This window comes from Rathayibacter sp. AY1E6, from assembly GCF_002931115.1.
In the GTDB taxonomy this organism is placed as follows: domain Bacteria; phylum Actinomycetota; class Actinomycetes; order Actinomycetales; family Microbacteriaceae; genus Rathayibacter.
In genome coordinates, this window is sequence record NZ_PSVK01000003.1 from 114,640 (window position 1) to 130,809 (window position 16,170).

Sequence of the window (16,170 nt, forward strand, 5' to 3'; positions counted from 1 at the left end):
GATGGTGGTCTCCTCCGTGGCTCGAAAGTTGAGTTCGACGGACTCAACTTTACTCCCGCGACGGCTCCGGCGGTCAGGCCGTCAGAAGATCGCTGTCGCGGCCCTGGAGCGTCTCGAGCGCGTTCCGGAGGATCGAGCGCAGCCGGAACTCGTCGATCCCGGTCAGCGCCGAGATCTCGGCCTGCGAGAAGCCGCCGGCCGCAGCCAGCAGCAGGAGCTCGCGGTCCGGGCAGTCGAGGGCGAGCAGGCTGCTGCCGAGCGGACGCCGGGCGAGCTCGTGCGCGGACCCGAGGGTCTCGCAGAGGACCTCGAGCACCCAGAGCACGGGCTCCGGCGAGCCGGCGCCCTCGCGGGAGCGGCGCCAGACGGCGGTGAAGACGTCGGTGCAGAGCCGGTCGCGGCCGGCCGGGTCGGCCTGGACCGTGCCGACGCACGCCGAGACGAGGCCGCCGAAGCGGTCGACGAGCTCTCCCAGAGCGGAGGCGTCCCCCGTGGCGGAGCGGGTCAGCAGACGGGCGGCGTCCTGCGTCAGCGGCGGACGCACCCGTCCACCGGTCGCGTCCTCGCCTCCAGCACTCACAGGCCTCAGCGTGTCACCGACTCCGGGACGGCGGGACCAGTTGCGCGGAAGGGGGGTGACATGTAAGGAGCGGATCCGCTATCCGACATCAGAGGCGCGGCCAGCGCGCGCGGGCGAAGCAGAAGAGCCCGTAGGCGATGAGCCCGACGGCGACGAAGCCGAGGAGGAGCACACCTGCCGGCAGCTCCACGAGCGACTTCAGCGCCTCGTCGAGCCCGCCCGCCTGCTCCGGATCATGGGTGACGGCGGCGACGATCAGCAGCACGCCGAGAGCGCCGAGGACCACGCCCTTGGCGACGTAGCCGGCGACGCCGAGCACGGTGACGACGGTGCCCGCCGTACCGCCCGGCTCCGCGACGTTCTCGAGGAACTTCCTGCTCGCTCCGCGGTACACGAAGACGCCGCCGACCGCGAGGACGGCCAGTCCCGCGATCACGAGCAGCACGACTCCGCCCGGCGCCGAGAGCACCTGCGCGCTCGCGCTCTCGGACGACTCGGACGAGCTCGACCCGCCGCCCGTCGCGAACTTCAGCGCCGTCACGCCGAGGGCGCCGTAGACGACGGCCTTGCCCGCCTCCTTCAGCCGGCTGCCCCAGGTCTTCAGGGCGCTCTCGCGCGGGCGGACGAGGAACGCCTCGAGCAGCCCCCAGAGCGCCAGGCCGAAGAGGCCGACCGTGCAGATCCAGAGGATCACCAGACCGCCGGGCTGCGCCGCGAGGGCGCCGAGAGCACCGCTCTGGTCGGCCTCGCCTCCGCCGCCGCGGGCCACGCCGAGCGCGATCACTCCGATCAGGAGGTGGACGAGGCCGTTCGCCGCGAAGCCGCCGCGGGCGAGGGTCCGCACCGCCCGCGAGTCCTGGATGTCGTCGGCGGTGCGCTGGGCGTCGGCGGTGCTCGGAGTGTTCACAGGGTGGACGCTACGCGTTTCCACACCCCCGCGCCCGGCGCTCCGCCGTTCGGAGGTGCTCCCGGAGCCGGTTCTCCACACCTTTCCACAGGGTTGTCCACAGCTGTGGAATCGCTGGAAGGACGAGCGGATCACACGTCGACGGCGCGGACGAGTCCGTCCTGCACGCCGCCCAGCCAGTCGTAGACGCTGCGGATCGCGGCCGCGCTCCCCTCCTCCGGGACGACGTCGTCGGTGTCGTCGATCCCCAGCCGCACGGCCAGAGCGAGCCGCATGTCGGTCAGTGCGCGGAGCCAGGCGATCGCCTGTGGCTCCTCGAGACGGACCGCGACCTCGCCCAGCCCCTCGAAGATCCGGCCGTGACTCGTGCCGTCGCCGGCGTCGAGAGCCGCCGTGACGGCGCGGGCGTCGTCCATCTTGCGGGCGGCGAGGTCCGGAGCGGTGAAGCGGCGGAACTCGTCGGCCGCCTCGGCGTCGTCGCGGTAGGCGTCGGGCAGGAGGCGCGCGAGCGCTGGATCGGAGCGGGCCTCCTCCGAGGACGCCCCGCGGTCGAGCAGCTCGAGCATCTCGCCGGCCAGGTGGCGGAGGATCCCGGCCTCCTCGCGGTCGAAGCGGGCGACGGCCGCTCCGGAGGAGTCGCGGCGGAACGCGCGCATCAGCCGAGTCCTCGGATGCCGCGAGCGGGGTGCTCTCCGGTCTCCGCGGCGGCGGGGAGCAGCGGGGCGCTCACGCGTCGGCCTTCTGCAGCGTCGCCCACAGGCCGTAGCCGTGCATCGCCTCCACGTGCCGCTCCATCTCCTCGCGGTTGCCGGTCGCGACGACCGCGCGCCCCTCGGTGTGCACCTGCAGCATCAGCCGCTCCGCCTCGGCCCGGCCGAAGCCGAAGTAGCTGCGGAAGACGTACGAGACGTACGACATCAGGTTGACCGGATCGTCCCAGACCAGCACGATCCACGGGACCTCGGCCGCCGAGCGGGTCGCCAGGCGCTCGTCCGCGCGCTCGATCGTGTCCGCCATCCCTCCAGCGTAGGCCGCAGCGCGGACGGACGCCCGGGCGCGCGGGCCGGAGCGTGCTGCCCGCAGCCCGCGAGTGACCAGGAGTCGTCGCACTCGGCGCGGAGCCGCGAGGACGAGACCGCGAGAAGCCAGGAGTCGTCGCAGTCGAGCGCGAGTGCGACGACTCCTGGACGGTCGGAGCAGAGTCAGCAGCGGCGCCCGCCCTACGCCGACAGGCGCGGCAGGACCTCCCGGGCGAAGAAGTCGAGGTGGTCGAGGTCCTGCAGGTCCATGAACTGCAGGTAGACGCGCTCGCAGCCGGCCTCGCGGAGGGACTCGAGGCGGTCGACCGCCTCGTCGACGCCGCCGGCCACTCCGTGCTCGCGCAGCTCGGCGGGCTCGCGGCCGATCGCCGCGGCACGGCGCGTGAACTCCGCCTCGTCGCCTCCGCCGACCGCGATCAGCGCGACCGAGTGCACGAGCGACGAGGGCTCGCGCCCGATCGCCCGGCACGCCTCGTCGACGCGCTCGAAGGCCCCCGGGATCGCGTCGAAATCGGGGAAGGGCAGGTTGAACTCGCTCGCGAACCGCGCCGCGAGCGCCGGGGTCCGCTTGGGGCCGCCGCCACCGACGATCACCGGCAGCGGCAGGCGGGCGGGCTTGGGCAGGGCCGGGGAGTCGGTCAGCGTGTAGTGCTCGCCGGCGAAGGAGTAGCGCTCGCCGACCGGCGTCGACCACAGGCCGGTCACGATCTCGAGCTGCTCCTCGAGGAGGTCGAAGCGGCGCGGAGGGAAGGGGATGCCGTACGCGGCGTGCTCCTCCTCGAACCAGCCGGTGCCGAGGCCGAGCTCGGCACGGCCCCCGGACATCGCGTCGACCTGGGCGACCTGGATCGCGAGGATCCCCGGCGGCCGGTAGGTGACGGAGGAGACGAGCGTGCCGAGCGCGATCCGCTCGGTCTCGCGGGCGAGGCCGGCGAGCGTCGTCCACGCGTCGGACGGGCCCACGCCGGGGTCGCCGTCCCCCATTCGGAGGTAGTGGTCGGAGCGGAAGAAGCCGTCGTAGCCGAGGCTCTCGGCGGCCTGCGCGACGGCGAGGAGGTCCTCGTAGCTCGCGCCCTGCTGGGGTTCGGTGAACACTCTGAACTGCACGGGTCCAGCCTCCCGCACCGGGGCCGGATCATGCCAGCCCGGCTCCCCCGGCCGGGGCCGCCGACGGGCCCCCGTGTACCGTGGACGGTTGCCGCCGACGAGAGGACCCCATGTCCGAGCACCCGTCCTCCCCGGACACCGCCCCCGCCACCGCGGGCACGACCGCCCCTCCGCACCGCCTCGCGCGGTGGGTCTTCTGGCCCGCCGCCGTCCTGACGCTGTCGATCGCGGCCTTCGCGATCCTCGCGCCCGACGCCGCGACCTCCGTGTTCTCGACGCTGCAGACCACCGTCGTCAACACGTTCAGCTGGTACTACGTGCTGATCGCCGCGGTCTTCGTGGCCTTCGCGATCTGGATGGGCGTCAGCCGCTTCGGCGACATCAAGCTCGGCGCCGACGACGACGAGCCCGAGTTCTCGATGCTCGCCTGGATCTCGCTCCTCTTCGCCGCCGGCATGGGCATCGGCCTCGTCTTCTACGGCGTCGCGGAGCCGCTCACCCACTTCGCCACTCCGCGCCCGGGCGTCACCGGCACCGAGACGCAGCTCGCGCAGAGCGCGATCTCGCAGACCTACCTGCACTGGGGCGTCCACGCCTGGTCCATCTACGTGGTGGTCGGCCTCGCCCTCGCCTACGCGATCCACCGCCGCAAGCGGCCGGTGTCGATCCGCTGGGCGCTGGAGCCGCTGCTGGGCCGCCGGGTCCGCGGCGGCTGGGGCAACGCGATCGACGTGGTCGCCCTGGTCGGCACCATGTTCGGAGTCGCGACCTCGCTCGGCCTGGGCGTCACCCAGATCTCGGCGGGCCTGGAGGCGAGCGGCGTCGTGGAGTCGTCGCTCACCGTGCAGATCGTGGTCATCGCCGTGGTCACCGGCCTGACCGTGCTCTCGCTGATCTCGGGCGTCGGCAAGGGCATGAAGTGGCTCTCGACCGGCAACCTGCTGCTCGCCGCGGCGCTCCTCGTCTTCGTGCTCGTCGCCGGCCCGACCCAGTTCCTCCTGCGCGAGTTCGTGCAGTCGCTCGGCAACTACCTGCAGAACTTCATCGGCCTGACCTTCACGGTCAGCGCCTACGCCGGCCGCGAGGGCGAGCAGTGGCAGGCCTCGTGGACCACGTTCTACTGGGGCTGGTGGATGTCGTGGGCGCCGTTCGTCGGCATCTTCATCGCCCGCGTCTCCAAGGGCCGGACGGTCCGCGAGTTCGTCGGCGGCGTGCTGCTCGTGCCGACCATCATGACCTTCCTCTGGTTCAGCGTCCTCGGCGGCACGGCCATCTACCGGGAGCTCTACGGCGACGGCGGCCTGGTCGGCGCCGACGGCTCGGTCGACACCAACCTGGCGCTCTTCTCGATGCTGCAGGGACTGCCCGCGGGCTCGGTGCTGACGATCGGCGCGATCCTCCTCATCGGCGTCTTCTTCGTGACCTCCGCCGACTCCGGAGCGCTCGTGATGTCGATGATCGCGACCGGCGGCGAGCCGGAGCCGCGCAACCGCATCCGCGTGTTCTTCGCCGTCGCGACCGCGCTGCTCGCCCTGTCGCTCCTGATCGCCGGCGGCCTCGACGCCCTGCAGACCGCGGCGATCCTCTCGGCCCTGCCGTTCAGCGTCGTGATGATCCTGATGTGCGTCGCGACGGTGATCGCCTTCCGCCGCGAGATCCGCGCCTACGACAAGGCCCGCCGCAAGGCGTTCGTCGGCGACATCGGCACGTTCTACGGCCTCGAGGTCGAGGATCCGGCGGAGCGCGAGCCCGCCCACCCGATCAAGCGCCTCGCGAACCGCCTGAAGCCGGGGTCGAAGGAGTAATCGGCTCGGAGGAGAAGCCAGGTCGGAGGAGGCCGGGCGCCGCTGGGGCGCCCGGCCGGCCGATCAGCTGGGCGACGGGATGAAGGGGTGCTCCGGCGGGTCCTGGTCGTCGCCGAGGCGGGCGTCGGCGCCCTGGTCGAGCGCCTCGTCGATCGACTCGGGGTCGTCGATCTCGGCCGGGTCCTCCGGCGGGACCGGCAGGGAGTCGCCGTCGGGGCGGGTGGTGTCGGTGACGTCCTCGGGGGCGTCGAAGCCGAAGCTGCTCATGGTTCCCTCTCCGCGGTGCGCCCGGGAGGCGGCGCCGCTGCGGGCAGCCTAGGTCGCGCCCCCGGAGGCGGTCACGGACTTGACGGGGCACCCGAGGGGCCCCGCGGGGTCGGCCTGCTCCGGAGGAGCCTCCGCCCCGGCAGCCATCAGTGCACGTACTCGAGCAGGTCGGCTCCGAGGGTACGCATGCCCTCCAGCACCGCGAGGCGGTAGTGCAGGGTCGTGTCGTCGAACTGGGTGGCGACCGCGTAGGCGACTCCGGCGCGCGGGCCGCGGAGGACTCCGGCTTCGGCGCGGACGCCGACGTCGGTGCCGGTCGCGTTGACGAGCAGGACGCCGTGGTCGGGGTGGCGGTGGGCGAGCGGGTCGAGCCCGAACGAGGCGGCGACCATCGAGAGGTCGGTGCCCAGCGAGAGCCAGCCGATCACCCGCGAGCTCACGGCGGCGTCGACGATCTCGCCGTTCGCGAGCGTGGCGAGCAGCCAGGTCAGCTCGCGGGCGGAGCCGATCGAGAGCTGCGGCGCGTCGTCCGGGCCGCGCTCATCGCGCACGACGTCGAGCAGGGCGGTGCGGGAGAGGCCGAGCGCCTCCGCCCGCTCGCGCACGGCATCGAGGCCGACGCGGCGCAGCAGGACGTTGGTCGCGAGGTTGTCGCTCGAGGCCCCGACGAGGGCGGCGAGGTCGGCGATCGGCATCGACGGCACCTGGAGGTGCTGCCAGAGCCCGGAGCCCGAGACCGCGTCCGCCGCGGTCCGGTCGACCAGGCGCAGGTTCTCCTGCGGCTCGTTCGCCAGCCGGGCGGCGACCTCGATCAGCAGCACGACGGTGCCGAGGGAGGCGGTGGGCATCGAGACGGAGTCGTCGACCGCGAACAGGGTGCGGCCGGTCGCCAGGTCGACGGCGCGCGCCGAGACGACGACCCCGTCGATCGCGAGACGGCCGAGGGCGTCGAAGCCGCGCTGGAAGTTCTCGCGGTCGCCGCCGCCCTTGTGGCGCCCCCGGCGGTTGCGTCGGCTCTCACGGCGGGTCTCGCTGGTGGGGATCACCACGGGTACGGCCCCTCTACGGGTCGGGAGTGCGGTCGTGCGGAGGGGGGACCTGGGTCCTCACGCGCCGGCAGGACGCGCGATCGGCGGACGACCCCGCTGCATCGGTCGGCTCTCGATGCCCGGGGCTCCTCGTCCGTGGTGCGGAGGTGGTCGGCGGCGACTACCAGATGGTGACGCGCTCGCTCGGGGAGAGCCAGAGGGCGTCGCCTTCGGAGACGTCAAAAGTAGCGTAGAACTCGTCGATGTTCCGGACGATCTGGTTGCAGCGGAACTCGGCCGGAGCGTGCGGATCGATGGCGAGGAGGCGGATCGTCTCCTCGTCGCGCGACTTCTGCTGCCAGGCCTGCGCCCAGGAGAGGAAGAAGCGCTCGGCGCCGGTCAGGCCGTCCACGACGGGCGGCTCCTCGCCGTCCAGCGAGAGCAGGTAAGCCTTCCAGGCGATGCCGAGACCGCCGAGGTCGCCGATGTTCTCGCCGATGGTCAGGGCGCCGTTCACGTGGTGCCCGGGCGTGGTCGCGGGAGCGAGCGCGTCGTACTGCGCGATGAGCGCCTTCGTCCGCTCCTCGAACGCGGCCCGGTCCTCCTCGGTCCACCAGTCGGTGAGGCGGCCGTCGCCGTCGAAGCGCGAGCCCTGGTCGTCGAAGCCGTGGCCGATCTCGTGACCGATGACGGCGCCGATCGCTCCGTAGTTCGCGGCGGGGTCGCGGGCCTCGTCGAAGAAGGGGAACTGCAGGATCGCGGCAGGGAAGACGATCTCGTTGAAGCCCGGGTTGTAGTACGCGTTGATCGTCTGCGGGGTCATGAACCACTCGTCGCGGTCGAGCGGGCGGCCGATCTTGCCGAGCTCGCGGGCGAACTCGAACTCGGCCACGCGGCGGGCGTTGCCGAGCAGGTCGGCCGGGTCGATCGAGAGGGCGGAGTAGTCGCGCCAGCGCACCGGGTAGCCGATCTTGGGCGTGAACTTCGCGAGCTTCTCGAGCGCGCGCTCGCGGGTGGCGGGGCTCATCCACTCCAGGTCGACGATGGAGCGGCGGTACGCCTCGATGAGGTTCGCGACCAGCACGTCCATCGCGGCCTTCGCCGTCTCGGGGAAGTGGCGGGCGACGTAGGTGCGGCCGACCGCCTCACCGAGCGAGCCCTCGACGAGCGAGACGGCGCGCTTCCAGCGCTCCCGCTTCTGCGGGGTGCCGGTGAGGGTGCGGCCGTAGAAGTCGAAGTTGGCGTCGACGAAGCCGCTGGACAGGTAGGCCGCGGCTCCGCGGATCACCTGCCAGGACAGCCAGTCGCGCCAGGCCGGGAGCCGGTCCTCGGTGAGCAGGCCCGCGAGACCCTGGAGGAAGCTCGGCTGGCGGACGACCACCTCGGCGAGCGCCCCCTCCGGAGCGCCCATCGCGGTGAGCCAGACGCCGAGGTCGACGCCCGCGGCGAGCTCCTCGACCTCGGACCAGGAGCGGAGGTTGTAGGTCGCCTGGCTGTCGCGGCTGCGGACCTTGTCCCAGTGCGCGGCGGCCAGGTCGGTCTCGAGGGCGACGATGCGCTCGGCGCGGGCCTCGGCGGCGTCGATGCCGGCCAGGGCCAGCATCCGCGCGACGAACGGCGTGTAGGCCTCGCGGACGGAGGCGAACTCCTCCTCGCGGTAGTAGCTCTCGTCCGGCAGGCCGAGGCCGCCCTGGTTGACGAAGACGAGGTAGCGCTCGGGGCTGCCCGGGTCGTTGTCGACGAAGAGGCCGAAGAGCCCGGGGACGCCGGTGCGCTCGAAGGCGCCGACCGCGCGGAGCAGGCCGGGGATCGAGTCGACCCGCTGCACGGCGGCGAGGTCGTCGGCGATCGGGGCGGCGCCGAGCTCCTCGGCCCGCTCCTCGTCCATGAAGGAGGCGTAGAGGTCGCCGAACAGGCGCTCCTCGGTGCCGTGCTGCGCGGTCTGCGCCTCGACGATGATGTCGCGCACGGCCTTCTCCGCCTCCTCCTGGAGGACGTGGAAGGAGCCGTAGCGCGCCTTGTCGGCGGGGATCTCGGTGCGGTCGATCCAGAGCCCGTTGACGTGCCGGTAGAGATCGTCCTGCGGGCGCGTCGCGGGGTCGAGTTCGGAGCGGTCGATACCGGAGCGAGGCGTCGTCGAGGTCATGGCGGACAGCCTACGTCGGGGCGCCGACACGGTGGCGCGAGGTGCGGCGGGTCGGGCGCGGAGCCGCGGAGGGCGGGCGCGGAGCCGCGGAAGGGAGTGACCGGCGCGGCGCCGCGGGAGGCCGGGCGCGCCACCGTCCGGCTCGCGGGAGCGGGGTGCTCCTGCGAGCCGGACCCGGCCGACGGGGACGCCGGAGCGTCAGTGCCCGAGCTGCTCCTCGACGTACGCGCGGATCGGCGTGGTCGGCCGCCCGATCAGGCGGGCGAGCGAGCCGTCGGTCCCGCCGAGGAGGCCGTCGGCGATGTTCGCGTCGAGGCCGACGACGAAGCCGACTCCGCCCTCGGGGACGCCGGCGCCGGTGAGGACGCGGGCGTGCTCGTCGGAGGAGACGTGGCTGATCGCGGCGTCGCGTCCGGCGACCTCGGCGACGATCGCGGCCAGCTCGTCGAAGCTCCAGGCGGTGTCGCCGGAGAGCTCGTGCACGGTGCCGACCAGGGACGGGTCGGTCAGGGCGACCGCTGCGGCCTCGGCGTAGTCGGTGCGCGCGGCGCTGGCGACGCGGCCCTCGCCGGCGCTCGAGAGGGTGCTGCCGGTCGAGGCGAGCTCGGCGACGGTCTGCTCGTAGTTCTCGTTGTACCAGCCGTTGCGGAGGACGACGGCGGGGACGCCGCTGGCGGCGATCGCCTCCTCCGTGGCCTTGTGCTCGGGGGCGAGGAGGAGCGCGCTCGTGGTCGCCTTCGGGGCGCTCGTGTAGACCAGGCGCGCGCCGGCGCGGACGGCGGCGTCGATCGCGGCGGTGTGCTGTGCGACGCGCCTGCCGACCTCGGAGCCCGAGACGAGGAGGACGGCCTCGGCGCCGGAGAAGGCGTCGTCGAGCGAGGCGGGGTCGTCGAAGTCCGCGACGGCGGTGCGGACGCCGAGGTCGGCGGCGAGCGCCTCGAGCTTCGCGGCGTCGCGGCCGGTGGCGACGATGTCGGAGGCGGCGGTGCCGCGGGCGAGCAGGTGCTCGACGGCGAGACGGCCGAGGTGGCCGGTGGCTCCGGTGACGACGAGGGTCATGAGGGGTCCTTCCTGACGGGTGGGGCGGGCGGGGTCCGCCGCCAGGAGGGTGCAACCGGCGCATCCTCCTCCTGCTTCCCGGAATGCAGTACCCACTATTTCGTTAGTACCGTCATCACACCTGTTCCGAGGAGCACCCATGATGATCGCCGACTCCCCCCTGCTCGCCGGGGACGTCTACTCCGCCGACTGCCCGAGCCGCGAGGTCTTCGGGCACGTCACCAGCAAGTGGGGCGTCCTGGTGCTCGCGGCGCTCGCTCCGGGCACGCTGCGCTGGGGCGCTCTGCGGCGCCGGATCGGCGGGATCAGCGAGAAGATGCTCGCCCAGACGCTGCGGATCCTGGAGGAGGACGGCTTCGTGCACCGCGAGGCGCGGCCGGTCGTCCCGCCGCACGTCGAGTACCGGCTGACGCCGCTGGGAGCGGAGCTGGCGGAGCGTCTGCTGCCGGTCGTCGAGTGGATCGCGGGGAACGTCGGGGCGGTCCTGGAGGCGCGCTCGGAGGGCCGCCGGGAGGGAAGGTGAGCCTCACCTTCTTGTGAGAACGTTCACAATCCGTTCAGGGAGGAGCCTCCACCCGGCGGCATCGGCGCCCCCTCCCCCTGCTTGCCTCGATCGCGTCTCCTGCTCGTGATCGAAGGACCTCCATGTCAGACACCGCCCGCCGCCCGCTCCTCCTCCCGATGGCCGGCCACGTGCGCGGCAAGCGCAGCCCCGTCACCTGCGCGCTGAAGTGCGCCAACGCCTGCTCCACCGCGACCTGCAACACGTCGCACAACAGCTACTTCCGCGACATCGTCTCGTCGCAGCTCTCCCGCCGCAGCGCCCTCGGCCTCGGCCTGGCCGGCGCGGTCACCGTCGCCGTCGCGTCCGCCGGAGGAGCACCCACCGCCGAGGCGGCCGTGGCGACCTCGGCCGACGGCTCGCCGCTCGCCTTCACTCCCATCGCTCCGGTGCCGTACACGGTCGACCGGTTCACCGTCCCCGAGGGCTTCGCCTGGCAGCCGATCATCCGCTGGGGCGACCCGCTCTTCGCCGACAGCCCCGCCTTCGACATCGCCGACCAGACGGAGGCCGCCCAGGCCGCGCAGTTCGGCTACAACAACGACTACACCGACATCGTCGAGATCCCGGGCTCGAAGCGCCTCCGCGCCCTGCTCGTCGTGAACCACGAGTACACGAACGAGAGCATCATGTTCCCGGCCGCGCAGCTCGAGGCGGAGCCGGAGCGCGTGCGCGCCGTCGGCCGCGCCGCCCACGGCCTCAGCGTCGTCGAGCTGGTCCGCACCGCGGTCGACCGCCCGTGGGCCTACGTCCGCGGGGGCGAGCGCAACCGCCGCTACCTGCTCGACACCCCCTACGAGGTGACCGGCGCCGCCGCCGGCACCGACCTGCTGAAGACGGTCGCCGACCCCGAGGGCCGCACCGTGCTCGGCACGCTCGGCAACTGCTCCGGGGGCACGACGCCGTGGGGCACGATCCTCTCGGGCGAGGAGAACTTCAACGGCTACTTCCGCGCCGTCGGCACGAGCGACGCCGAGAAGCGCTACGGCCTCGCCGACTCCGAGACCTCGCGCCTCTGGGAGCTCGACGACCCCCGCTTCGACGCCCGCACCCCGGGCTACGAGAACGAGCCGAACCGCTTCGGCTGGATCGTGGAGTTCGACCCCTTCGACCCCGACTCCACGCCGAAGAAGCACACGGCGCTCGGCCGGCTCAAGCACGAGGGCGCGAACGTCATCATCGCCCCGGACGGCCGCGTGGTCGCGTACCAGGGGGACGACGAGCGCTTCGACTACCTCTACAAGTTCGTCTCGACGAAGCGCTACATCGAGGGCGACCGCGCCCACAACAAGACCCTGCTGGAGGAGGGCGACCTCTACGTCGCCCGCTTCACCGGCGACTCCCCCGTGGCCGAGATCACCGGCACCGGGGCGGTCCCCTCGGACGGCGGCTTCGACGGGATCGGCGAGTGGCTGCCCCTGGTGCTGAACGGCGCCTCGACGATCGCCGGGATGAGCGTCGCCGAGGTGCTCGTCCACACCCGCCAGGCGGCGGACGCCGCGGGCGCGACCAAGATGGACCGCTGCGAGGACGTGCAGCCCAGCCTGGTCAGCGGACGGATCTACGTGGCCTGCACCAACAACTCCGCCCGCGGCACCGAGGGCGGCAAGGAGGGCGCGACCGAGGTCAACCCGCGCACCGAGAACCGCGACGGCCACATCGTCGAGATCATCGAGGACGGCGGCGACCAGACCGGCCGCACCTTCACCTGGAACCTGCTGATGCTCTGCGGCGACCAGGCGCAGGGCGACGTCGTCTACTTCTCCGGCTTCCCGGCGGACCAGGTCTCGCCGATCTCGTGCCCGGACAACCTGGCGTTCGACTCGGTCGGGAACCTCTGGATCTCGACCGACGGCGCCCCGAGCGGCATCGGCTACAACGACGGGCTCTTCAAGGTCGCGCTCGAGGGCGCGACGCGCGGCAGGGTGGAGCAGTTCCTCTCGGTGCCCCGCGACGCCGAGACCTGCGGACCGATCGTCCACGACCTCGACCAGCACGTGTTCGTGGCGGTGCAGCACCCGGGCGAGGAGGGCACCTTCGAGGCGCCGACCTCGTTCTTCCCGGACTACGGATCCACGGCGGCGGGGGCGGTGGCGGCACCGCGTCCGACCATCGTGCAGATCCTGCCGGCGTCGCAGGTGGTGGCGCCGACTCCGACGCCGACCGCCGGGCCGACCACGGCACCGACGACCCCGCCGACCACCGCGCCCACGGCGACTCCCACCACGGCGCCGACCGCCGGGCCGACTGCGGCGCCCACCGCGGCTCCGTCCCCGGTGCCCACGACCGCGCCGACCGGCACGCCGACCCCGCTGCCCGTCGGCGGCTCGGGCGGCGGGCTGGCCTCGACCGGAGTCGAGAGCGTCGGCCTGATCGCGGGCGCCACCGCGCTCCTGGCCGCGGGCGCCACCGCGCTCGGACTCGGAGCGCGCCGCCGCGCGGCCGCCGAGGGCGAGGACGACCCGCAGGCGTGAGGCCGGACAGGGCCCGGGACCGATCGCAGGATCGGGGCCCGGGCCCTGTCGCGCTCGGGGACCCGCCGCTCAGGCCCCCGGGACCGGCGGGCCGGTGCGCCAGCGGAGGATCGCCGCGGCGTCGGCGCCGTGCGGCAGCGTCACCACGTCGGCCCCCTCCGGAGCGGTGCGGGAGTCGGTGACGAGCACGCGCGCGTCCGTGAGCACGGCGGCGCGGGCCAGCGCGAGGGCGGCGTCGACGGAGTCGATCACCTCGGCGCCCAGCGCCTCCTCCGGGGCCGACGCGACCCACGGCTCCGCAGCGAGCGCCAGCAGAGCGCGCTCGCGCAGCCGGCCGGGGTCGAGCACCAGCGTCTCGACCTGTGCCGAGGCCAGCGCGGTGACGATCGCGCCGAGCGAGTACTCGACGGTGCGGCGCGGCTCCCCGGTGCGCAGGGCGTCGAGCACGTCCTCCTTCTCGCGCAGCAGGATCCGGTCGAGCTGCTCGTCGACGAACCGCTCCAGCACCCCCTCCTCGCTGCCGGCGGCCCGCGTGTTCACGGGCTCGACGGCCAGGATCGCGGCGCTGCTCGGCGAGAGCTGCTGCGCGAGCAGCTGCCGGGCGTGGATGTCCCCCGCGACGACCAGCAGGCACGGCCGGTGCACGCGCACGAGCTCGTCCACCGCGGCGGCGAGCTCGGCCTGCGTGCGCCGCCAGATCTCCTCCGCGTGGTGGTGGAACCGGTCGTGCCGCCAGCCGCCGGCCTGCGCCTTGTGGAGGGTGTCGGTGCGGCCCTGCACGGCCTGCTCGGCCTCGGGACGCTGGGCGCCCAGGCGGTGCAGGCGGATCTCGCCGCCGTCCCGCGAGGTCTCGACGACGAGGACGCGCAGGTCGGGCCGGTGCTGCAGCAGCGGCACGATGTCCGGGAGCGGGCTGTAGGAGACGCCCTCGGGCGCGACCGGCCGACCCGGCAGCACCTCGCTCAGCACGACCCTCCCGTCCACGGCGACCGCGAAGAGGCAGCAGCCGCCCTGGGGGCGCCCGGCCCCCTCGAGCAGAGCGGTAAGGGCCTCGATGTCTGCCTGGGGGGCGCCCTGGCGGGCGAGCTCGTCTCCGAGGGACGTGGCGCGCTCGAGCGAGCTGTCCGGCGGATCCCCGGAGTCGATCGCGAGGTCGACGTAGAGCTGCGACACGGGCCGGGAGTCGCGGAGGAGCTCGGCCAGGGTCGGGAGAGCGGGGGTGGTGGTCACCATCGGGTCGTCCTTTCCTGTCGTGTCCCGACAGTGTCGGACGGCAGGAGCGGGAGGAGGGACGGGGTTGACTGCTCGCGCGCGCCTCAGAGCAGGCGGCGGGCGGAGGCCCAGGCGGTGAGCTCGTAGCGGGAGGAGAGCTGCAGCTTGCGGAGGACGGCGGAGACGTGGGACTCGACCGTCTTGACCGAGATGAAGAGCTCGGCCGCCGCCTCCTTGTAGGCGTAGCCGCGGGCGATCAGGCGCATCACCTCGCGCTCGCGGGCCGAGAGCCGGTCGAGCTCGTCCACCGACTCCGCCTGCTCGCCCGCCAGCGCCCCGAAGGCGTCGAGCACGAAGCCGGCCAGGCGCGGCGAGAACACGGCGTCCCCGCCCGCCACCGCGAGCACGGCCCGGCTGACCTCGGCTCCGGAGCTGGCCTTGGTGATGTAGCCGCGGGCGCCGGCGCGGATCACGCCGACCACGTCCTCCGCGGCGTCCGAGACGCTGAGCGCCAGGAAGCGCGACGACGACCCGGCGCTGCGCCGCAGCACCTCGGCCCCGCCTCCGCCCGCACCGCCCGGCAGGTGCACGTCGAGCAGCACCACCTCGGGCGCGAGCGAGGCGACCAGGCCGACGGCGGAGTCGACGTCGGCCGCCTCCCCGACGACCTCGAGCTCGGGGGCGAGGTCGGCCCGCAGGCCGGAGCGGAAAATCGAGTGGTCGTCGACCAGCAGCACGCGGGTCACCGCTCGACCTCCGCGGGGAGTCGCAGATGCACCTCGGTGCCGGTGCCGCCGACTCCGGGGCGCACGGTCGCGCTGCCGCCCGCGCGCGCCATCCGGCCGATGATCGACTCGCGGATGCCGAGGCGGTCGCCGGGCACCTCGTCGAGGACGACGCCGGGGCCGCGGTCGCGCACGAACACGTCGACGCCCTGCACGGAGGACTCGAGGTACACCGAGACGTCGCCGCCCGCGTGCCGGGCCGCGTTCAGCACGGCCTCGCGGGTCGCGGCGAGGAGCGCGGCGGCGCCGGGGACGGACGCTCCGACGGCCACCACCTCGAGGTGCACGGGGTAGTCGAGCTCGACGGCGGCGGCGATCGCCCGGACCTCGGCGGCCAGGTCGTTGGCGACCGGGACGTCGCGCTCGAACAGCCAGTCGCGCAGCTCCCGCTCCTGGGCGCGGGCGATGCGGGCGACCTCGCTCGAGGCTCCGGCGCGGTTCTGGATGAGCGCGAGGGTCTGCAGCACGGAGTCGTGCAGGTGCGCGGCGATCTCGGCCCGCTGCTCCTCGCGCACGCGGGCGGCGCGCTCGCCCATCAGCTCGGACCAGAGGGTCACCACCCGGGGCGCGGCCAGCACGCCGGCGGCGATCAGCAGCACGCCCACGGCGAGGACCGCGTTGAGGGCGCTCGGGCGGCCGGTGAGCACGGCCGCTCCGGCGAGCACCAGCAGCGCGCAGGAGGCGAGGCGCACCGCGGAGCCGTACCGGGCGGGGCGGACGGCGTCGCCGCGGTCGAGCCCGAGGCTCCAGCCGACGGCTCCTCCCGCGAGCAGGCCGACGGCGACGAGCGCGCGCGTGATGTCGGCGTCGTCGCCGCTGTCGACGGTGATCAGCACGGCGAGCGCCGCGACGGCGGCGGCGAGGGTCAGCAGGCCGGCCACGGGAGCGGAGCGGCGGACGGCCGGATCCGCGTCGCGCGAGTCGAGCGGCGCGAGGGGCACCAGCGCCCAGAGCCAGAGGTAGAGGAGCGCGCCGCCCCCGCCGAGCGCGGTCGTGAGGACGGCCAGGAGGCGGGTCCTCCGCACGCTCCAGCCGAGGTGGTCGGCGACCGCGGTGCACACTCCGCCGAGCAGCATCGTCCGCGGCCGCTGCAGCGGGGGGCGGACGGCGGTGCCGGGGACTGTGCTCACCCCTGAATCCAAACAGGTCGGCCGCACGATCGGGGGTGCTCTCGGGGTCGGATCAGGGGTTCCCCCGA

The 16,170-nt window shown here is 73.7% G+C and carries 15 protein-coding genes; 3 read left to right on the plus strand and 12 right to left on the minus strand.

The genetic code is table 11. From position 1 onward, the window contains the following. Nucleotides 1–73: 73 nt before the first annotated feature. The 5 genes from C5C46_RS04025 to C5C46_RS04045 all read right to left on the minus strand — a co-directional run bounded on the left by C5C46_RS04025 (nt 74) and on the right by C5C46_RS04045 (nt 3,634). The gene (locus C5C46_RS04025) at nt 74–580 is read right to left on the minus strand and encodes an RNA polymerase sigma factor (protein ID WP_146078933.1); all 507 of its coding nucleotides are present in this window, start codon (nt 578–580) and stop codon (nt 74–76) included. A gap of 88 nt (nt 581–668) precedes the next feature. Then, on the minus strand, nt 669–1,487 hold the full coding sequence (locus C5C46_RS04030; protein ID WP_104225741.1) for a DUF1206 domain-containing protein: 819 nt from the start codon (nt 1,485–1,487) through the stop codon (nt 669–671). A gap of 131 nt (nt 1,488–1,618) precedes the next feature. Continuing rightward, nucleotides 1,619–2,143, minus strand: a complete 525-nt coding sequence (locus C5C46_RS04035; RefSeq protein WP_104225742.1) for a DUF2017 domain-containing protein — start codon at nt 2,141–2,143, stop codon at nt 1,619–1,621. Between the two features lie 70 nt (nt 2,144–2,213). Then, nucleotides 2,214–2,504 carry an ATP-dependent Clp protease adapter ClpS gene (gene clpS / locus C5C46_RS04040; protein WP_104222829.1) on the minus strand — a complete coding sequence of 97 codons (291 nt, stop codon included), beginning with the start codon at nt 2,502–2,504 and terminating at the stop codon, nt 2,214–2,216. A 203-nt stretch (nt 2,505–2,707) separates the two neighbouring features. Further along, on the minus strand, nt 2,708–3,634 hold the full coding sequence (locus C5C46_RS04045) for an LLM class F420-dependent oxidoreductase (RefSeq protein ID WP_104225743.1): 927 nt from the start codon (nt 3,632–3,634) through the stop codon (nt 2,708–2,710). A gap of 110 nt (nt 3,635–3,744) precedes the next feature. Here C5C46_RS04045 and C5C46_RS04050 point away from each other — a divergent pair, with 110 nt between their 5' ends. Then, complete coding sequence (locus C5C46_RS04050) at nt 3,745–5,439, plus strand: BCCT family transporter (RefSeq protein ID WP_104225744.1); 1,695 nt, start codon at nt 3,745–3,747, stop codon at nt 5,437–5,439. 63 nt (nt 5,440–5,502) lie between these two features. Here C5C46_RS04050 and C5C46_RS04055 read toward each other — a convergent pair whose 3' ends face one another. The 4 genes from C5C46_RS04055 to C5C46_RS04070 all read right to left on the minus strand — a co-directional run bounded on the left by C5C46_RS04055 (nt 5,503) and on the right by C5C46_RS04070 (nt 9,939). After that, nucleotides 5,503–5,706 (minus strand): hypothetical protein, encoded by a 204-nt coding sequence (locus C5C46_RS04055; RefSeq protein WP_104222832.1) that lies wholly within the window; start codon nt 5,704–5,706, stop codon nt 5,503–5,505. Nucleotides 5,707–5,852: 146 nt separating this feature from the next. Next, nucleotides 5,853–6,755 carry a serine hydrolase gene (locus C5C46_RS04060; protein WP_104222833.1) on the minus strand — a complete coding sequence of 301 codons (903 nt, stop codon included), beginning with the start codon at nt 6,753–6,755 and terminating at the stop codon, nt 5,853–5,855. Between the two features lie 160 nt (nt 6,756–6,915). Further along, nucleotides 6,916–8,880, minus strand: coding sequence for a M13 family metallopeptidase (locus tag C5C46_RS04065; RefSeq protein WP_104222834.1), 1,965 nt, complete (start codon nt 8,878–8,880; stop codon nt 6,916–6,918). Nucleotides 8,881–9,078: 198 nt separating this feature from the next. Next, a complete protein-coding gene (locus C5C46_RS04070; RefSeq protein ID WP_104225745.1) occupies nt 9,079–9,939 on the minus strand; it encodes an NmrA family NAD(P)-binding protein in 861 nt (286 codons plus the stop codon). A gap of 139 nt (nt 9,940–10,078) precedes the next feature. Between C5C46_RS04070 and C5C46_RS04075 the strand changes: the two genes are divergently transcribed. Further along, entirely contained in the window at nt 10,079–10,462 is a 384-nt protein-coding gene (locus tag C5C46_RS04075; RefSeq protein ID WP_104225746.1) for a helix-turn-helix domain-containing protein, read from the plus strand. 122 nt (nt 10,463–10,584) lie between these two features. Then, on the plus strand, nt 10,585–12,975 hold the full coding sequence (locus tag C5C46_RS04080; protein ID WP_104225747.1) for a PhoX family phosphatase: 2,391 nt from the start codon (nt 10,585–10,587) through the stop codon (nt 12,973–12,975). A 69-nt stretch (nt 12,976–13,044) separates the two neighbouring features. Here C5C46_RS04080 and C5C46_RS04085 read toward each other — a convergent pair whose 3' ends face one another. The 3 genes from C5C46_RS04085 to C5C46_RS04095 all read right to left on the minus strand — a co-directional run bounded on the left by C5C46_RS04085 (nt 13,045) and on the right by C5C46_RS04095 (nt 16,102). Then, on the minus strand, nt 13,045–14,208 hold the full coding sequence (locus C5C46_RS04085; protein ID WP_104225748.1) for a Vms1/Ankzf1 family peptidyl-tRNA hydrolase: 1,164 nt from the start codon (nt 14,206–14,208) through the stop codon (nt 13,045–13,047). Nucleotides 14,209–14,291: 83 nt separating this feature from the next. Beyond that, nucleotides 14,292–14,933: a response regulator transcription factor gene (locus C5C46_RS04090; protein ID WP_104225749.1), complete on the minus strand. Its 642-nt coding sequence runs from the start codon at nt 14,931–14,933 to the stop codon at nt 14,292–14,294. Then, nucleotides 14,930–16,102 carry a sensor histidine kinase gene (locus tag C5C46_RS04095; protein ID WP_104222840.1) on the minus strand — a complete coding sequence of 391 codons (1,173 nt, stop codon included), beginning with the start codon at nt 16,100–16,102 and terminating at the stop codon, nt 14,930–14,932. The genes C5C46_RS04090 and C5C46_RS04095 overlap by 4 nt, the downstream gene beginning before the upstream one ends. Nucleotides 16,103–16,170 lie beyond the last annotated feature (68 nt).

Coding starts and splice junctions, on each gene's coding strand:
- C5C46_RS04075 (WP_104225746.1), top strand. CDS start 10,079: ATGATGATCGCCGACTCCCCCCTGCTCGCCGGGGACGTCTACTCCGCC.
- C5C46_RS04080 (WP_104225747.1), top strand. CDS start 10,585: ATGTCAGACACCGCCCGCCGCCCGCTCCTCCTCCCGATGGCCGGCCAC.
- C5C46_RS04050 (WP_104225744.1), top strand. CDS start 3,745: ATGTCCGAGCACCCGTCCTCCCCGGACACCGCCCCCGCCACCGCGGGC.
- C5C46_RS04070 (WP_104225745.1), bottom strand. CDS start 9,939: ATGACCCTCGTCGTCACCGGAGCCACCGGCCACCTCGGCCGTCTCGCC.
- clpS (WP_104222829.1), bottom strand. CDS start 2,504: ATGGCGGACACGATCGAGCGCGCGGACGAGCGCCTGGCGACCCGCTCG.
- C5C46_RS04085 (WP_104225748.1), bottom strand. CDS start 14,208: ATGGTGACCACCACCCCCGCTCTCCCGACCCTGGCCGAGCTCCTCCGC.
- C5C46_RS04055 (WP_104222832.1), bottom strand. CDS start 5,706: ATGAGCAGCTTCGGCTTCGACGCCCCCGAGGACGTCACCGACACCACC.
- C5C46_RS04065 (WP_104222834.1), bottom strand. CDS start 8,880: ATGACCTCGACGACGCCTCGCTCCGGTATCGACCGCTCCGAACTCGAC.
- C5C46_RS04035 (WP_104225742.1), bottom strand. CDS start 2,143: ATGCGCGCGTTCCGCCGCGACTCCTCCGGAGCGGCCGTCGCCCGCTTC.